This is a genomic window from Stenotrophomonas sp. CASM101 (genome assembly GCF_049384845.1).
Classification (GTDB): domain Bacteria; phylum Pseudomonadota; class Gammaproteobacteria; order Xanthomonadales; family Xanthomonadaceae; genus Stenotrophomonas; species Stenotrophomonas hibiscicola.
This window is the reverse complement of sequence record NZ_JBMRFR010000005.1, coordinates 163,666-180,619: the sequence shown is the minus strand read 5'-3', so window position 1 is coordinate 180,619 and position 16,954 is coordinate 163,666. Positions and strand designations below refer to the sequence as shown.

Sequence of the window (16,954 nt, the reverse complement as noted above, 5' to 3'; positions counted from 1 at the left end):
TGAATCGGCATGGCCGCCGCGTCCGTGGGAGAGGGGGACGGAGCGGCGGCGGCCATGCACGGAGGGTCAGGCGGCGAAGTCCAGTACGACGCGGCCTTCGATGGTGCCCGCGTGCATGCGTGCGAACACATCGTTGATGTTTTCCAGGCGATCGGTGCTGACGGTGGCGGCGACCTTGCCCTCGGCAGCGAACTGCAGCGATTCCTGCAGGTCCAGGCGGGTGCCGACGATCGAGCCGCGCACGGTGATGCCGTTGAGCACCATGCCGAAGATATCCAGCGGGAAGTTGCCGGGCGGCAGGCCATTGAGCGAGACAGTGCCGCCGCGGCGGACCATGCCCAGTGCCTGCTCGAACGCCTTCGGCGACACCGCGGTGACCAGTGCACCGTGTGCGCCACCGATCTCCTTCTTCAGGAAGGCGGCCGGGTCGGTGGTACGCGCGTTGACGGTGACCTGCGCGCCGAGCTGCCGCGCCAGCGCCAGCTTGTTGTCATCCACGTCCACCGCCGCCACGTTCAGGCCCATTGCGCGGGCGTACTGCACGGCCATGTGGCCCAGGCCACCGATGCCGGAGATCGCCACCCAGTCACCGGGCCTGGTGTCGGTGACCTTCAGGCCCTTGTAGACGGTCACGCCGGCGCACAGCACCGGCGCGATCTCCACGAAGCCCACGTCCTTTGGAAGCAGGCCGACATAGTTGGCATCGGCCAGTGCGTACTCGGCGAAGCCGCCGTTGACCGAGTAACCGGTGTTGCGCTGCGTTTCGCACAGCGTTTCCCAGCCCCCCAGGCAGTGTTCGCAATGGCCACACGCCGAGTACAACCAGGGGATGCCGACCCTGTCGCCTTCCCTGACGTGCCCGACCCCGCCACCCACGGCCACGACGTGCCCCACGCCCTCGTGACCGGGGATGAACGGCGGGTTCGGTTTGACCGGCCAGTCGCCCTCGGCGGCGTGCAGGTCGGTGTGGCAGACACCACAGGCCTCGATCCTGACCAGTACCTCGCCCGCCCCCGGGCGTGGTACCGAGACTTCCTCGATGACCAGTGGCTTGCCGAACTCACGCACGACAGCGGCCTTCATGGTGGAATTCATGTTCGGATCTCCGTAGTGCGCTTGCCCACAGAATGACGCCGGCACGAGGCCGGCGCTTTGATCACGATCAAACCTTTGAAGATCCGTGCGCCGGGTTCAGCTGGCCAGCACCGAGGCCTCGCGGGCGAGGCGCTCGATGGCCTCCCAGTCGCGGGTCTGCAGCAGTGCCGGCGTGGTCAACCACGAGCCACCCACGCACAGCACGTTGGGCAGGTGCAGGAACTGCGGCGCGGTCTGCGCGCTGATGCCACCGGTCGGGCAGAAGCGCACGTCGGCGAATGGACCGTGCCAGGCCGCCAGCAGCGCGGCACCGCCGGCCTGCACGGCGGGAAAGAACTTGAACGTGTCTTGGCCGTGCTCCAGGCCCAGGATCAGGTCCGAGGCCGTGGCCGCACCGGGCAGGTACGGCAGGTCGGCATCGTGCGCGGCCGCGTACAGTGCCGGCGTGGCGCCGGGGGACACCGCGAAACGCGCTCCGGCCTGCTTCGCCGCCTGCATCTGCGCCGGGGTAAGCACGGTGCCGGCACCGATCACCGCGTCCGGTACGGCCTCGACCATGGCCGTGATCGCGTCCAGCGCCTGCGGCGTGCGCAGGGTCACTTCGATCACCGGCAGGCCGCCGCGGAACAGGGCCTGGGCCACTTCGACCGCGTCATTCACGTCTTCGGGGGTGTACACCGGAATCACCGGTGCCAGTTTCAGGACCGCGCGTACGCGCGGATCAGCGGCGGACATCGAATCGCTCCTCGCCCATCAGGGCCAGCACGTCAGCTTCGCTGACAGGATTGAAATCGCCGGGGATGGAGTGCTTCAGCGCCCCGGCGGCCAGGCCGAACCGCACGGTGGCGTCGGCATCAAGGCCGGACAGGATGCCATGCAGGATGCCGGCCGCGAAGGCATCACCGCCACCGATGCGGTCGACGATGCCCTGCAGATGACGCAGTGGGGCCTGTGCGCGGGTTCCGTCGCAACCCAGCAACACAGCGCCCAGCACATGGTGGTCCACGCTCAGCACCTGCCGCTGCGTGCAGGCCATCCACTGCAGTTGCGGAAAGGCACCGAACGCGGCGGCAGCGGCCGCGTCGATCCGCTCCATCAGGTCCGGCTGGGTGAAGCGGGTGCCCAGTACGACCTCCATGTCGCGGTAGTCGGCGAACACGATGTCGGCCTGCGCGAACAGTTCGCGCAATACCGCCTGCGCATCGCCTCCCCAGCGCTGCCAGAGGCGGGGCCGGAAATTGCCGTCGAAGGAGACGCGGACACCGGCCTGTCTTGCCGCGCGCGCCGCCGCCAGCGTGGCCGCCGCCACGTGCGGGCCCAACGCCGGGCTGACCCCGGAGACGTGCAGCCACTGCGCGTCCTGCAGCAGCGCTGGCCAGTCGTAGTCGGCTGCAGTGCTGCGCGCGAACGCCGAATCCGCGCGGTCGTAGACCACTTCGCTCGCGCGCTGTACCGCGCCGGTGGTGAGGAAGTACAGGCCCATGCGGCCCTCGGCGTCCTCGCGCACACCGCGCGTATCCACGCCGTGCCGCCGCAGTTCACCCAGTACATGCGCCCCCAGCGCATTGCCGGCCACGGTGCTGACCATGGCCACCTGATGTCCAAGCCGGGACAGCGAGACACCCACGTTGGCTTCGGCCCCTCCCACATGGACCTGGAGTTGCGGCGACTGCAGCAGCAGTTCGTTGCCGGGGGCACCCAGGCGCAGCAACAACTCTCCAAAACACACGATACGACCCATCTCAGCTCCTTCACGCGTGCCACCAGCATGGGACACTGCATGGCGTGTAAGTGGACCACGCGAGGGGCGTGGCGATTGGCTAGCGGTGTCATTCTAGACCGAAGACGCCTTGAGAGCGCTTGGGTGATATGTCGAAACCTTTGTCCTGCAAGCGTCTTGGAGACATTGCAAATCTGTTGCGGTGCAAGATGCCCGATCCCGGTGGTGCTGCTAACGTCGGTTTTGACTAGCGGTGTCATTTCGCCGCGCAGCTGCGATACCAGACCTTTGGGAGAGGGGAAAGGCATGCAATCTCGGATCCATGGAAAAAAGACACCGGTTACCTTGCTGGCCCTGGGGGTGGGACTCGCCCTGTCCACCAGCGCGGCCGCCCAGCAGCAGACCGCTACCGACCTGGACACGGTGAACGTCACAGGCTATCGCGCCAGTGTCGAAAAGGCGCTGGACATCAAGCGCGGCGAGGCCGGCGTGGTCGATGCCATCGTCGCCGAAGACATCGGCAAGTTTCCCGACCTCAATCTGGCTGAATCGCTGCAGCGCATTCCGGGCGTGGTGATCACACGCGAAGCCGGCGAAGGCCGCAACATCTCGGTGCGCGGCCTGGGCCCGGATTTCACCCGCGTGCGCATCAATGGGATGGAAGCGCTGACCACCGTCGGCGCCGGTGACCAGAGCGGTGGTACCAACCGCGGCCGCGGTTTCGACTTCAACGTGTTTGCCTCGGACCTGTTCTCGCAGCTGGTGGTGCGCAAGACCGCCTCGGCCGACGTCGAGGAAGGCTCGCTGGGTGCCACTGTCGACCTGCGCACCGCGCGCCCGTTCGACTACGACGGCTTCACCTTCGCCGCAAACGGCCAGGCTGGCTACAACCAGATGGCCGAAAAGGCCGACCCGCGGCTGGCCGCGCTGGTCTCCAACACCTTCGCCGATGGTACCTTCGGCGCCCTCCTGTCGGTGGCCTACTCCGAGCGCCAGGCACTGGAGGAAGGCTCCAACACCGGCCGCTGGGCCAACGGCCCGAGCAATGGCAACTTCGCTGCGTCATCGCCGTTCGCCGCCGCACGCGCCGCTGATGTATTCCACCCGCGCTTCCCGCGCTACGTGCAGATGGAACACGAGCAGAAGCGCCTGGGCGTGACTGGCTCGCTGCAGTGGAAGCCCAGCGATGCCAGTGAAGTATCGCTGGACATGCTGTACTCGAAGATCGATGCCACCCGCGACGAGCAGTACATCGAAGCGATTTCCTTCAGCCGTGGCAGCAGCAGCACCCCGCGCCTGGTCGGCAAGCCGAGCACCATCGTCAGGAACGGCGAGATCCGCAACGGCGCGCTGCTGTACGGTGAATTCGACAACGTCGACATCCGTACCGAGAACCGCCACGACGAGTGGAGCACCGAGTTCAAGCAGATCAGCCTGAACGGCCAGCACCGTTTCGGCGACGACTTCACCGTGTCCGGCAAGCTGGGCATCTCGCGCTCCAGGCACGAGAATCCAGTGCAGACCACCGTCATCATGGACAAGTACGACGTCAAGGGCTACAGCTACGACTACCGTGGCAACAGCCGCTTCCCGATCCTCAACTACGGCATCGACCCGACCGACCCCAACGGTTGGGAACTGGCGGAAATCCGCCTGCGCCCGCAGTACGTGGACAACGACTTCGATACTGGCCAGATCGACTTCAACTGGAACATCAGCCCCGGCTTCCGCCTGAAGGGCGGCGTGCTTGCCAAGGACTACACGTTCAAGACCACCGAACTGCGCCGTGCCAGCGAACTGGCCGTGCCGACCTTCGCCAGCGGCAGCAGGATCGTGCCCGTGGACATGATCAACCAGGCCGGCCTGAAGGGCATCAATGGCAATCCGTCCAACTGGGTGGTGCCGAACCTGGATGCAATCGCCGACCAGTTCGACATCTACAGCAACAGCGGCATCTATGCCGTCGCGCCGCGCGCCAACAACGTGCGCAGCGTGGAAGAGAAGGACCGTGGTGCCTACCTGATGGGCGAGTTCAGCACCGAAATCGGCTCGCTGCCGCTGTCTGGCAACTTCGGCGTGCGCTACGTGCGTACCAGGCAGACCTCCACCGGGCTGTCGACGCTGGCCAGTGGTACCACCTCCACCACCGCCACCCGCACCTACGATGACACCCTGCCCTCGTTCAACCTGGTGGCCGAGGTCACGCCCGATTTCCTGATCCGCCTGGGTGCGGCCAAGGTCATGACCCGCCCGGGCCTGGGCAGCCTGACGCCAGGTGCAACCGTGGCCGTGGCCGGTGGTGCGCGCACCATCTCCAGCGGCAATCCCAACCTGGACCCGACGCGCGCCACCAATGTCGACCTGGGCTTCGAGTGGTACTTCGCCGAAGGCGCGATGGCGGGCCTGGGCCTGTTCTACAAGGACATCGAGACCTCGGTGCAGACCCTGCGCGAGAACCGCCCGTACACCGACAGCGGCCTGCCTGCCGAACTGCTGACCGGTACCGGCGCCTCGCCCACCGACGACTTCACCTTCACCCGGCCAGTCAATACCCCCGGCGGTGAGCTGTACGGCGCCGAGGCGAACTACACCCAGCCCTTCACTTTCCTGCCGGGCAAGTGGTCGAACCTGGGCGTGCAGCTGAACTACACCTGGGTCGAATCGAAGATCCAGTACATCAACTCGGCTGGCCAGCCGGTGATGAAGAACGATCTGCTGGGCCTGTCCAAATCGTCATGGAACGCAACGCTGTTCTACGAAGGCGAGACCTTCGCTGGCCGCGTCTCCGCCACCAACCGCGATGACTACCTCACCCAGGTGCCCGGTCAGGAAACCGGCTTCAACCTGGACGGCTACCACGGCATGACCGGCACCACGGTCATTGATGCGTCCATCCGCTACAAGATCAGCGACCAGCTGGAACTGAGCCTGGAAGGCATCAACCTGACCAACGAAGCCTCGGATGAATGGGTGTACTCGCCCGCCACCGGCCGCCTGCCACTCCAGTACACCGAAACCGGCCGCCAGTTCCTGCTGGGCGTGCGCTACAAGTTCTGAGCAACGCCGGCGGCGCGTACCGATACGCGCCGCGGTTCGCCATGACCGCTGCTGCGCCGCAAGGTGCCGCTGCGGCGTGGCCTTGCTACGGTCCGGCGGCCCGCCGCCGGCCGTCGCCCGTTGAAAGGAAATGTCTCCATGCCGCACCGCACGACCGTGTCCCGCTGCCTGCTGCTGGCAGTGGCCTTGGCTGCAGGCCCCGCGACGGCCGCCGCCGATGTCCCCACCCTGCTCTTCCATGTGGATGCCAATCACGGCCTGCAGGCCGTGACCGCTCACGGTGAGGCCGTAGCGAACTTTCGCGACAAGGTCGCGGTGGTCGACGACGGCGAGCATGGCAAGGCCATCCAATGGGAAGACGACGGCGTGCTTGCCTGGGACGCGCCGGGCAACATCCTGGCCCAGCGCGGCACGCTGGCCTTCGACTGGCGTTCACGCTACGCGGTGGGTGAAGCGCCGTTCGTGATCTTCCGCGTCGGCTACGCCGACCACAGCAGCTGGGACATGGCCTGGCTGCGCATCGACTGGAACGGGCACGGCTTCGATGCCTTCGTCACCGATGCCAACCTGGCACGCACACGCGTGTCGTTCCGCATGGATGCACTGCCGCGTCCCGACCAGTGGTTGCACCTGGCCTTCGCCTGGGATGAGGACCACGGCGTGCGCCTGTTCATCGATGGCCGCGAAGTGGCGCGCGCGCAGGCCACCGGCAATTACGATGCCGCGCTGGACCAGCTCGGCCTTGCCGGGCGGGTAATGGCACCGTACCAGGTGCAGAGTCGCTACAACTTCCTGCGTGGGAGCGATTTCCAGCACATCCGGGTCTACGACCGCATGCTGGATGCGCCGGCGGTGGCAACGCTGGCGCGCGGCCGCGAGCCAGCCAGCGCCGTGGCGATCGGCGATGGCACGCGCGCCTGGCGCCACCGCTTCGGCTGGGAAGGGGCTGCACCCCCAGCGTTGGCGGCCGGCGGCACCCGCATCCGCAAGATCGAATTCGCCGACACCCGCGACCTGAAGGCGTGGATGTGGAAGGCCACCGATGGCATCGCCGAAACCACCTGGCCGGGCGTGTACAACCGCTCGCGCCTGCCCGGCCGCAATGACTACTTCCAGCTTCCGGACTGGAACACCTATGTGGAAGGCGGCCAGCACCTGGACCTGACCCTGCCGGCCACCGAAACGGTGAACCGGGTGGAGATCCGTGGTGCGGCCTTCGGCACCCTTTCCCACGGGCCCGACGCCGGACATGCCACCGACGTGCTGGTCACGCGCCCGCGCGGCGTGGTGCGCAGCGTCGACGACATTGCCGCGCAGCGCGGCGGCGTGCTGCGTTTCAGCAACGTCGAGCAGGAAACACCGATCCAGGAAATCTGGGCCTACCACGTGAGCAAGGGCACCGAGCCGGAAGGCACGGTGAAGCAGACCTACATCATCGACAGCCGGGCGCTGCCCGACTACACCAACCTGGACGCATTGCGCCGCTACATCGACGGACGTTTCCCGGCCGCCGAACGCAGCACGGTGATGGCGCTGCCGAAGGGCGCCGGTTCCCGCCGCCGGGATGCCGGCACCCTGCCCGCACATCCGCAGCCGATCGTGCACGTCCTGATTCCTTCCGGGGTGGGTGACGCGCCGGCCAACCAGCCGCTGATCCGCAGCTGGGCCTACAGCTGGGAGAACATGCACGACGGCCTGGACGGCGTGGCCATCGACCTTCCCGCGCTGGACCTGCCGCCCACCCACGATGGACTGATCCCGCTGAACATCCGCATCAAGGATCCGATCTGGCCGGCGCGCGACATGATCGATGTATCGGTGTCGGTGCCGCCACGGCAGGCGCGCACGCTGTGGCTGGACCTGCGCGATCGCATCCTCACCCCGGACAGCCTGTGGCTGAGCATCGCCTCGGCCGCACCAGGCTTCGATGCCGATGCCCTCGACGGTGCGCAGGTCCGGCTGGTGTTCAAGCCGCGTGCCGACGCGCTGAAGGAGCACGTGGCCGACCGCTTCAACCAGGTCCGCGACAACTGGGGCTTCCTGGTGGAAGAGCACACCACGTCCAAGCGCCAGCGCCTGTACGCGCGCGTGTACGCGGACCTGAGCGACCTGCTGCGGGTGGATCCGGACCATGAACTCGGCCGCCTGTACTGGAACTACATCAGCTACAACAGCCAGGGCCGCCCGCCCTACACGGCGCCTGCCGTGCCCAGGGGCGTGCCGGCGTGGGCATTCAACCAGGTGCAGGACCTGGCGCAGGTGCGGCAGTTCGTCGACTGGTGGATCGACGAACGGCAGGTGGCCTACGGTGACTTCGGTGGTGGCATTTCGGACGATTCCGACCTGACCCAGCAGTGGCCGGGGCTGGCCCTGATGGGCGTGCAGCCGGATCGATTGAACGCCTCGCTGACCGCGCTGTCCGACGCGGTGTACCGCAACGGCATGTTCAGCAACGGCTTGAGTACCATCGAGACCGACGAGCTGCATTCCTATGAGGAAGGCATCAACACCAACAGCGCCATGCTCTACCTCAACTGGGGCGATCCGCTGACGCTGGAACGCCTGATGGAAACGGTGAAGGCCTTCGACGAGCGCATCATCCTGCGCAACCCGCAGGGCCACCTGCTGTTCTCCAGCAACTGGTTCGGTGGCAACAAGGTCTACCGCGAACCGAACTGGCAGTGGCAGAAGCCGTATTCGTTCCCGGTGCTGCACCCGGCGTTCCTGCTGGGCCAGTACAACGCCGATCCCACCGGCCGCGGGCTGGTGATCGGCCTGGCCGATGGCTATCTGGCCCACGCAGGCAAGGACGACAAGGGACGCTTCACCCTGCCCAACGAGATCAACTGGGCCAGCGGTGCCACCCGCGGCGGCGAGTTGAACAACGGCTCCGGCAGTGGCGACACGATGCACACCTTCTGGGCGGCGTGGCGCTGGAGCGGCGATGCGAAGTACCTGCAGGCACTGGACTACCGCGTGGCCCGTGGCGGCCCGGGCGCACTGGCCAACCTGGGCGAGAACGTCGTGGACGTACTGGGCCGGCAACAGGACTGGTATCCGCTGCTGCGCGCCGAGGCCGACGCGGGAAAAACCGGCTTCGCCAGCCTGATGGCCTGGCAGGCCAGCGGCGACAGGTCATACATCGCCGCCCTGCATGCCGACGGCCTGCAGGCGAAAGTGCAGCGCGCGTACATGAACACCGAGGGCCACTGGTGGTCCGACCGGGTGGAAGCGCCCAGTGAATTCCTCCAGCGCGCACGCCTGGGTGGGATCGCGCTGAAGCGCAACCAGATTTGGCCCGGCCACACCGTCAGCTGGCGCTTCGACCGCGATGGAGCGGCCGAACAGGTCGCCCTGCTGGTGCATGCGCCGTCGCGTGAACGTTTCACCGTTACCAGTTACAACCTGGGCACGCGCACCATCGGCGCCGACATGACCGGCTGGAACGTGGCCAGCGGGACCTGGCGGATACGCAGCGGCGTGGATGCCGATGGCGATGGCCACATCGACGGCACGCCCGCCGAACGCCGCGTACAGCTGGAAACCAGCGCTTCGGTGGCGCTGCAGTTCCGTCCCGGGCGTACCGAGGTGTTCGAGTTCGAACGCGTGTCCGAGGGAACACCGGTGGAAACACGGCCGGACCTGGGCGTGGGTCGCGGCGACGTACGCATCGACGGCAGCCAGCTGCAGGTGACCGTGCACAGCCTGGGCCATGTCGGCACCGGCGTGGCCGTAGCAATGCTGGAAGACGCGCGCGGTCGCGAGATCGCCCGCACGGACGTGCCGGCGCTGGGGGCACCCAGTGACCTGCAGCCGAAGACCGTGCAGGTCTGGCTGCCGTTGCCGGCCGGTGACCGCAGCGGCCTGCGCGTGCGCGTGGCGCTGGCCGACGGTGGCGAGGAAGTGACCCGGCTCAACAACGTGGTCGGCGTGCCGCGATGATGCCTGCATTACGCCGCGCGTGATCCGGCGTGGGTCAGGACGCCTCGGTCTCCAGCCGTTTCATCCGGCGCTGGTACCAGCCATCATCCAACGGCTCGAACACCGCGCTGCGTTCCATCACGCCCTCGTAGACATGCAGCGACACGGCCACGTCCGCGTCGCTGGCGTTGCACAGCGTGTGGTACTCGTGCGGCGGAATCAGGCTGCCGGCACTACCGCGGTGCCCGTACAGCGTGGGCTGGGCGGCAAAGCGATGACGTTCGCCATCCTGTTCAATCAGCGCATAGGGAGTGACGATCAGTTCGCCCTGCCAGACGCCTTCCACGCACCACATCGCATCGTGGTCGTGCAGCGGCGTGCCCTGGCCCGGGCCCCAGCACATGGCGATGACGCTGTAGCCCAGGGTCGGGCTGCGGTGCAGTTCACGGCGTGCGTAATGCCCTTCGACCGGGCGCCGCACGCAGGGGGGCAGCTGGATGGACGGATCGACGATGGCCTCGCGCAGCACCTGCTGCAGCGCACCGGTGATGGCCTCCGGCGTGCCCAGCATCACCGCGGCATCGATCGCAGCGAACAGCCGCTCCCGGCCGGTGAATGACGGTGGCAAGGACATCGTTCCCATGCCCCGACTCTAGCCGAGAGGGGTTAACAGAATGTTTGCACCGCGGTGTTATCACTGCGTGCCGCGCTGCACGAACGGTACTTTTGCATACAGCGCACGTTCGCCGGCACGAGGATCGTCCACCACGCAGCTCTGGCGATCGAACAGCATGGTCTGCCGCCGGGGCAGCGCGTAGGGGGGCCATTGCGGCATTCCGCGATGATTGGGGTCGCCGTTGCGCGCGAAGGCGATCAGTGCGTCGCTCATTGTCGCCGCCAGCGTGTGCGCGTCCGCGCCGCCACCGGTGCGTGCGCCGGGCAGGCCGGCGTTGTCGAACACCAGCGGGATGTCCAGCGTGTGGAAGGCGCGCAGCCGGCCTTGCTCCACCGGTGAGCCCCAGTCCAGCTGGTAGGCCCAGGTGGGCGCGGCCCCGCTGGGCTGGCGCGCACGCGCTTCCAGCTCCTCCACTGCGCCGCGCCAGGAACGTCCTGCGGTAGTGGCCGCGAAGAACACCTCCGAAGGCGTGTAATGCGGGTACAGGCGCCGGTACTCGGCGATCACCGTCTGCGGCAGCAGATCCACGAACTGCTGGCGTTGCAGCTGTGCCGGCAGCGTCTCCCAGGTCAAGGTGAAGTTGGCCGGATCGTTGCCGAGGAAGGCACGGGTCTCGTCGCGCGTATTGCCGATGACCATCGGAATGCTGGCCGACTGCCGCGGCGCCTGCGGCCAGAACGGATGCACCGGAAGGGAGACTTCGTCCAGTACCGGCCCGAAGTACAGCGACGTGCTTTCCACCCGCGATGGATCGCGGGCACGGGTGGCTGCAAGCAGATCCGTGGCCGGGAGCCGCAGCAGGGCAGACAGGTCCTTTGCACCCACTGCCTCCATTGCGATGGCAGCGCGCTGCGCGGCGGCACGCGGGCCGGCCGCGGTGACCTGCTGCCCGCTCATCGTCCACGCGCGCTGGAACAGGCCGCGTGCCGCCGGCATCGCCATCAGCGTGGCGATCTTGGCGCCGCCCCCGGACTGGCCGAACACGGTGATGTTTCCAGCGTCACCGCCGAAGATCGCCGCGTGCTCGCGCACCCACTGCAGCGCCTGTACCAGGTCGAGCTGGCCGACATTCCCCGACGCGGCGTAGCGTGCGTCGCCAAGTGCGCCCAGGTACAGGTAACCGAAGGTGTTCAGCCGATGATTGAGGGTCACCACCACCACATCGCCGCGGCGGCACAGCGCACTGCCGTCGTACAGCGGATCGCTGCCGGAGCCGTTGTTGAACCCACCCCCGTGTATGTAGACCAGCACCGGGCGGCGGCCGCCATCCCCCAGTGCGGGGGTCCAGACGTTGAGGAACAGGCAGTCTTCGCTGCCGGGGCCTTCCGCGCCGCCCTGCGGTGCGGCCGCGCCATAGTCCAGTGCATCGGCGATCCCGTTCCATGCCGCTTCCCGGCGTGGTGGCTGGAAGCGATGGGTGCCGGTATCGGCGCCGTAGCGCACGCCGCGGAATACCAGCACGCCTTGTTCATGCTGGCCGCGCAGGCGCCCCCCGCGCACGCGGACGATCGGCAGGCGTTCGTCGCGTGCACCGGGCATCGCCGCTGCCGGCAGTGCCACCAGCGTGGCCGTGGCCAGCGCCCAGCGCGCGCTGTCGCGCAGGAAACGGCGGCGCTGCAGATCGTCGGGTGCTCCCGTCATCGGCTGCGCTCCGCATCCTTTCCTGCTGTCAGCCATGCCTGCGCCAGCGCTGGCCACTGCGCCAGGGTGGAGCCGGGCTGCAGGCGCATGCCGAAGCCGTGGCCACCATGGGCGAACACATGCAGTTCGTGCTCGACGCCCGCCCTGGCCAGCGCCTGCGCCATCACCTCGCTGTTGTGCACGCTGACCACGCGATCGTCGTTGGCATGGATCAGCATCGTCGGCGGCATGTCCGCACGCACGTGCTCCTGCACCGAGTACTGCGTCGCCAATGCGGGGTCAGGGCGCTCGCCCAGCAATCGCCCGCGCGAACCACTGTGCGCATGCGCGCCCATGTCGATGACCGGGTAGACCAGCACCGCCCGTGCCGGGCGCGCGCTCAGCTGATCGATCGCATCGCGTGCGGGATAGACCGGCGCATCGAAGCCGGTGGCCAGCCGCGCAGCCACGTGGCCGCCGGCGGAAAAGCCCATGACCGCCACATTGTCCGCCTCCAGGCCGCGGCGCGCGGCCTGGTCGCGCACGACCCGCAGCGCACGCTGGGCATCGGCCAGCGCCGCCTGGCGGTCCCTGCCCGGCTGCGGCAGGCGGTAGCGAAGCACGAACAGGGTGAAGCCTGCCCGCTGCACCCAGTCCGGCACCAGCGCGCTGCCCTCCTTGTCGATTACCACCCGCTGGTAGCCGCCGCCCGGAATGACCAGCACCGCCTGCCCGTTCGGACGTGGCGGCGCGTGCACGATCATGTATGGCGCATCGATCCCGTCCACGAACCGGTCCGGATGGGCCGGATCGGGGCTGCGCTCAACCACCCGCGCCTTCCGTGCCGGAGCGCTCTGGCCAGGTACCTGGCCGTCCGGCCACAGCGGCAGGCGTTCGCCCGCCACCTCCCCGGCAAGCCGCTGGCCGTCGCGCAGCGGGACGTCGCTGGCACGTGCCGGGGCAAGCGTCAACAGAACGCACAGGAACAGCACAAGAGGGGGCAGACGCATGGCGGACCGGGCTCCAGCGAGGGGTGGGCAGCGTGCCGCAGGCGCCCGGGAAGCGGGTGTGATGCGCTGCGGCTTGCGTGATGACACCGGTTTACCATATACACCTCCTGCAGACGCTGTCGATGGGCAGTGCAACAACGCAGAGGGAGACCGTTCTTGAGCAACGAACACGGCACACAGGGGCAGAGGCCGGCGCCGGACGGTGCAGCCGCCATCGCCCGCGCCTTCACCGATGCACGCCGCGCAGGCAAGGCCCTGCCGGCGTTCCCCGGAGAGATCCCCGTCGATCTGGTGGCTGCCTACCACGTGCAGGACCAGGCCATTGGCCTGTGGAGCGATACGGTGTTCGGCTGGAAGGTGGGTTACATCGCTGCCGAGCGCCGCGACGGCTCCGGCGATGAGCGCCTGCTGGGGCCGATCTTCAAACGTCAGCTCTGGAATGATACCGGTGGAACAACCGACATCCCGGTCTTCGTCGGGGGCTTCGCCGCAGTCGAAGCAGAGTACGTGCTGGAGCTGTTGGAGGACGCGCCGGCCGGACAGCTGGACTGGTCCCCGGAACAGGCCGAAGCGCTGCCTGCGCGCCTCTATATCGGCGTGGAAGTGGCCAGCAGCCCGCTGGCCACCATCAACGAACTTGGTCCGCGCGTGGTGGTGTCCGACTTTGGCAACAACAACGGCCTGGTGCTGGGCCCGGAGATCGTCGACTGGACCGCACGCGACGAAAACTCGCTGCGTGCCGAGACACTGATCGAAGGTGAGGTGGTCGGCACCGGTGGCGCCACCCGCCTGCCCGGTGGCCTGCGCGCGGCCTATGCCTTTGCGCTGTCCCGTTCGGCCCTGCGTGGCCGGCCGCTGCGCAAGGGCGACCTGATCGCCACCGGCAATGCCACCGGCATCCACGATATCGAGGCAGGACAAACGGCGCTGGTGCGCTTTGCCGGCTTCGGTGACATTGCCTGCCGGGCCGTGCCCGCGGGATGACCGCGGGGCTGCCCTGGTGAACACGCGCGGGAGGGCGCAGATGATCACACGACGTAACTTCCTGGCCGGTGGCGCTGCTGCCCTGGCCACCCCGATGCTCGCCGCCTGTGGCCGAGGGCCGGGCGGCGATATGGCCGGTGGCGCGCTGTTGACCGCCACCGACGTGCATGTGGCCGACTACCCTACCGTCACCGCGGTGAAGTGGATCGGCGAAACGCTGCAGCGCGAAACCAACGGTCGCCTGCGCCTGCGCCAGTACCACTCCGGCCAGCTGGGCCGCGAATCAGAGGCGATCGACATGGCGCGCTTCGGTGCCATCGATATCACCCGCGTGTATGCCGGTGCGCTGAACAATGCCTTTCCGCTGACCCAGGCGCTGTGCCTGCCCTACGTGTTCACGTCGGTGGCGCACCAGCGTGCCGCGCTGGATGACGGCGTGGCCGAAGCCGTGCTGCGCGGCTTCCAGGGCCGCGGCCTGGTCGGCCTGGCGATCTACGATTCCGGTGCACGCTGCTTCTACAACACCAAGCACCCCATCGTTTCGCCCAAGGACCTGCACGGCCTGAAGCTGCGCGTCGCCTCATCGGACATCTTCATCCAGCTGATGCGCCTGCTCGGCGCCAACCCGACGCCGATGTCGCTGGGCGACACGTTCTCCGGGATGGAAACCCACATGATCGACGGCGCCGAGAACAACATGCGCAGCTTCCATTCCAGCCGCCACTTCGAAGCGGCGCACTACTGGTCGCAGAGCGACCATTCGTACGCGCCGGATGTGTTGCTGATGTCGCGCGCCAGTTTCGAACGCCTGTCGCCTGACGACCGCCAGCTGCTGCTGCAGACCGCGCGCGCGTCGGTGAAGGTGATGCGCGAGCAGTGGGATGCGTCGGAGGACGCCGCACGCCGCGCCGTGCTGGCCTATGGGGTGAAAGCCAACGAGGTGGACATGCCCGCCTTCCGCACCGCCGCCCAGCCGCTGCTGCAGCAGTACCTGCAGCAGCCGGAGATCGCCGCGCTGGTCGACCGCATCCGCGCCGCCTGAGGACACTGCCATGATCGAGACGACGACGCCCGCCACCGGGCCTGGCCAGCGCCTGCTGGACCGCATCGCCGACATCGCCATCTACGGCGCCGTTGCTGCCCTGCTGGGGCTGGTGGTGGTGCAGGGCTGGCAGGTGTTCGCGCGCTACGTGATCAACGATTCGCCCAGCTGGACCGAGCCGGTCACGCTGCTGCTGCTGGCCACGGCGATGAGCCTGGGTGCCGCATGCGGTGTGCACACCAACCGCCACTTCGGCTTCTTCCTGCTGCATGCCTACCTGGGCCCCGGCCTGCGCCGTGCGGTGGACGTGCTGGTGCAGCTGGTGGTGGCGGTGCTGGGAGGCTTCATCGCCTTCTGGTCGGGTGATCTGCTGCTCGACGGCCTGGACATCAAGACCGCCGGCGCCGATCTGCCGCAGAGCATCAACTACCTGCCACTGGCGGTGGGCGGCGGGCTGATGCTGCTGTTCGCGCTGAACCGTGCGTGGAACGCGCTGCAGGCCCGCGCCACCGGCGCCGAAGACGCTGAAGGAGATCGTTGATCCATGGGTATCACCATCCTGTTCTCCGTGTTTGCCGTGCTGCTGCTGCTCGGCGTGCCGGTGGCCTACGCGCTGGCCGCTGCCGCGCTGGCCACCCTGCTCTACCTGGATATCCCCAGCATCGTGCTGGTGCAGCAGATCTCGGCCGGTACCGGCTCGGCCTCGCTGATCGCCATTCCGTTGTTCATCTTCGCGGGCGAGATCATGATGCGCGGCGGCATCTCCGAGCGCCTGATCGCCCTGGCCTCGTCGCTGGTGGGGCGCTTGCGCGGTGGCCTCGGCCAGGTCTCGATCCTGTCCTCGCTGTTCTTCGGCGGCGTGTCCGGCTCGGCCATCGCCGACGTTTCGGCGGTCGGCGGCACGATGATCCCGCAGATGGTCAAGCGCGGCTACGACCGCGATTTCGCCGTCAACGTCAGCATCACCGCCGCGCTGGTGGCGCTGCTGGTGCCGCCGTCGCACAACCTGATCCTGTTCTCGGCCGCTGCCGGTGGGGGCCTGTCCATCGCAGATCTGTTCGCCGCCGGCATTGTCCCCGCGCTGCTGATGACGTTGGCGCTGATGGTCACCGGCTATGCGGTGGCGCGCCGCCGCGGCTATGGCGTGGAGGTCTTTCCCGGCTGGCGCGCCGTGGCCCTGCGCATCGTCTCCGCCCTGCCCGGCCTGGGCCTGGTCGCGCTGATCTTCATCGGTATCCGCGCCGGCATCTTCACCGCAGTGGAAAGCGCGGCGATCGCCGTGGTCTACGCCTTGCTGGTGACCACCGTGCTGTACCGGCAACTGCGCTGGCGCGAGTTCTTCGACACCGTCATCCACGCTGCGCGCAGCACGGGCGTGATCCTGTTCGTGATCGCCACCGCTGCCGTGTTTGGCTGGCTGCTGGCCTACCTGCAGGTGCCCGCGGCCGCCGTCGAGTTCCTGCAGTCGTTCGCGCACAGCCAGTTCATGGTGCTGCTGATGATCGTGGTGATGCTGCTGCTGCTGGGCACCTTCATGGACCTGGCGCCGATGATCCTGATCTGCACGCCGATCTTCCTGCCGGTGGCGCGCGCCTACGGCATCGATCCGATCCACTTCGGCCTGGTGCTGGTGCTCACCGGTGGCCTGGGTCTGGTCACGCCCCCGGTGGGCTCGGTGCTGTTCATCGGCACGGCCATCGGCAAGATCAGCGTGGGCCAGAGCATGCGCACGATCTGGTCGTTCTGGTTCGCCGCGCTCGCCGTGCTGCTGGTCGTGGCCTTCTTCCCCTCACTGTCGTTGTGGCTGCCCGCCGCGCTGCGCGGCTGAG

The 16,954-nt window shown here is 67.8% G+C and carries 12 protein-coding genes; 6 read left to right on the top strand and 6 right to left on the bottom strand.

What is annotated here, in order from left to right; all coding sequences use genetic code 11:
* Positions 1 to 66: 66 nt before the first annotated feature.
* The 3 genes from adhP to VG543_RS10420 form a co-directional block, all read right to left on the bottom strand.
* Positions 67 to 1,095 (bottom strand): alcohol dehydrogenase AdhP, encoded by a 1,029-nt coding sequence (gene adhP, locus VG543_RS10430; protein WP_155028730.1) that lies wholly within the window; start codon positions 1,093 to 1,095, stop codon positions 67 to 69.
* Positions 1,096 to 1,191: 96 nt separating this feature from the next.
* Positions 1,192 to 1,830, bottom strand: a complete 639-nt coding sequence (gene eda, locus VG543_RS10425) for a bifunctional 4-hydroxy-2-oxoglutarate aldolase/2-dehydro-3-deoxy-phosphogluconate aldolase (RefSeq protein WP_155028731.1) — start codon at positions 1,828 to 1,830, stop codon at positions 1,192 to 1,194.
* Positions 1,817 to 2,836: a sugar kinase gene (locus tag VG543_RS10420; RefSeq protein ID WP_026346897.1), complete on the bottom strand. Its 1,020-nt coding sequence runs from the start codon at positions 2,834 to 2,836 to the stop codon at positions 1,817 to 1,819. Before VG543_RS10420 ends, eda begins: the two co-directional genes overlap by 14 nt.
* A gap of 285 nt (positions 2,837 to 3,121) precedes the next feature.
* Here VG543_RS10420 and VG543_RS10415 point away from each other — a divergent pair, with 285 nt between their 5' ends.
* Together VG543_RS10415 and VG543_RS10410 are read left to right on the top strand one after the other, a co-directional pair.
* A complete protein-coding gene (locus VG543_RS10415; protein WP_423178955.1) occupies positions 3,122 to 5,872 on the top strand; it encodes a TonB-dependent receptor in 2,751 nt (916 codons plus the stop codon).
* Positions 5,873 to 6,010: 138 nt separating this feature from the next.
* On the top strand, positions 6,011 to 9,814 hold the full coding sequence (locus VG543_RS10410; RefSeq protein WP_423178956.1) for a LamG-like jellyroll fold domain-containing protein: 3,804 nt from the start codon (positions 6,011 to 6,013) through the stop codon (positions 9,812 to 9,814).
* Positions 9,815 to 9,848: 34 nt separating this feature from the next.
* On the opposite strand, the gene VG543_RS10405 is transcribed toward VG543_RS10410, so the two are convergent.
* The 3 genes from VG543_RS10405 to VG543_RS10395 are packed head-to-tail and all read right to left on the bottom strand — an operon-like array spanning position 9,849 to position 13,081.
* Complete coding sequence (locus tag VG543_RS10405; protein ID WP_019658826.1) at positions 9,849 to 10,436, bottom strand: cysteine dioxygenase family protein; 588 nt, start codon at positions 10,434 to 10,436, stop codon at positions 9,849 to 9,851.
* A 51-nt stretch (positions 10,437 to 10,487) separates the two neighbouring features.
* Positions 10,488 to 12,110 (bottom strand): carboxylesterase/lipase family protein, encoded by a 1,623-nt coding sequence (locus VG543_RS10400; RefSeq protein ID WP_164145004.1) that lies wholly within the window; start codon positions 12,108 to 12,110, stop codon positions 10,488 to 10,490.
* On the bottom strand, positions 12,107 to 13,081 hold the full coding sequence (locus VG543_RS10395) for an alpha/beta hydrolase (RefSeq protein WP_308305331.1): 975 nt from the start codon (positions 13,079 to 13,081) through the stop codon (positions 12,107 to 12,109). The genes VG543_RS10400 and VG543_RS10395 overlap by 4 nt, the downstream gene beginning before the upstream one ends.
* A 174-nt stretch (positions 13,082 to 13,255) precedes the next feature.
* Between VG543_RS10395 and VG543_RS10390 the strand changes: the two genes are divergently transcribed.
* The 4 genes from VG543_RS10390 to VG543_RS10375 are packed head-to-tail and all read left to right on the top strand — an operon-like array spanning position 13,256 to position 16,953.
* Positions 13,256 to 14,083, top strand: coding sequence for a 2-keto-4-pentenoate hydratase (locus tag VG543_RS10390; RefSeq protein ID WP_423178957.1), 828 nt, complete (start codon positions 13,256 to 13,258; stop codon positions 14,081 to 14,083).
* Positions 14,084 to 14,123: 40 nt separating this feature from the next.
* Positions 14,124 to 15,125, top strand: a complete 1,002-nt coding sequence (locus tag VG543_RS10385; RefSeq protein ID WP_021204623.1) for a TRAP transporter substrate-binding protein — start codon at positions 14,124 to 14,126, stop codon at positions 15,123 to 15,125.
* 10 nt (positions 15,126 to 15,135) lie between these two features.
* Positions 15,136 to 15,666: a TRAP transporter small permease gene (locus VG543_RS10380; protein WP_019658831.1), complete on the top strand. Its 531-nt coding sequence runs from the start codon at positions 15,136 to 15,138 to the stop codon at positions 15,664 to 15,666.
* A 3-nt stretch (positions 15,667 to 15,669) separates the two neighbouring features.
* On the top strand, positions 15,670 to 16,953 hold the full coding sequence (locus VG543_RS10375) for a TRAP transporter large permease (RefSeq protein ID WP_423178958.1): 1,284 nt from the start codon (positions 15,670 to 15,672) through the stop codon (positions 16,951 to 16,953).
* The last annotated feature ends 1 nt before the right edge of the window (position 16,954 follow it).

Excerpts from the sequence above, each read along its gene's own strand:
- adhP (WP_155028730.1), bottom strand. The coding sequence starts at position 1,095 with ATGAATTCCACCATGAAGGCCGCTGTCGTGCGTGAGTTCGGCAAGCCA.
- eda (WP_155028731.1), bottom strand. The coding sequence starts at position 1,830 with ATGTCCGCCGCTGATCCGCGCGTACGCGCGGTCCTGAAACTGGCACCG.
- VG543_RS10420 (WP_026346897.1), bottom strand. The coding sequence starts at position 2,836 with ATGGGTCGTATCGTGTGTTTTGGAGAGTTGTTGCTGCGCCTGGGTGCC.
- VG543_RS10415 (WP_423178955.1), top strand. The coding sequence starts at position 3,122 with ATGCAATCTCGGATCCATGGAAAAAAGACACCGGTTACCTTGCTGGCC.
- VG543_RS10410 (WP_423178956.1), top strand. The coding sequence starts at position 6,011 with ATGCCGCACCGCACGACCGTGTCCCGCTGCCTGCTGCTGGCAGTGGCC.
- VG543_RS10405 (WP_019658826.1), bottom strand. The coding sequence starts at position 10,436 with ATGGGAACGATGTCCTTGCCACCGTCATTCACCGGCCGGGAGCGGCTG.
- VG543_RS10400 (WP_164145004.1), bottom strand. The coding sequence starts at position 12,110 with ATGACGGGAGCACCCGACGATCTGCAGCGCCGCCGTTTCCTGCGCGAC.
- VG543_RS10385 (WP_021204623.1), top strand. The coding sequence starts at position 14,124 with ATGATCACACGACGTAACTTCCTGGCCGGTGGCGCTGCTGCCCTGGCC.
- VG543_RS10380 (WP_019658831.1), top strand. The coding sequence starts at position 15,136 with ATGATCGAGACGACGACGCCCGCCACCGGGCCTGGCCAGCGCCTGCTG.
- VG543_RS10375 (WP_423178958.1), top strand. The coding sequence starts at position 15,670 with ATGGGTATCACCATCCTGTTCTCCGTGTTTGCCGTGCTGCTGCTGCTC.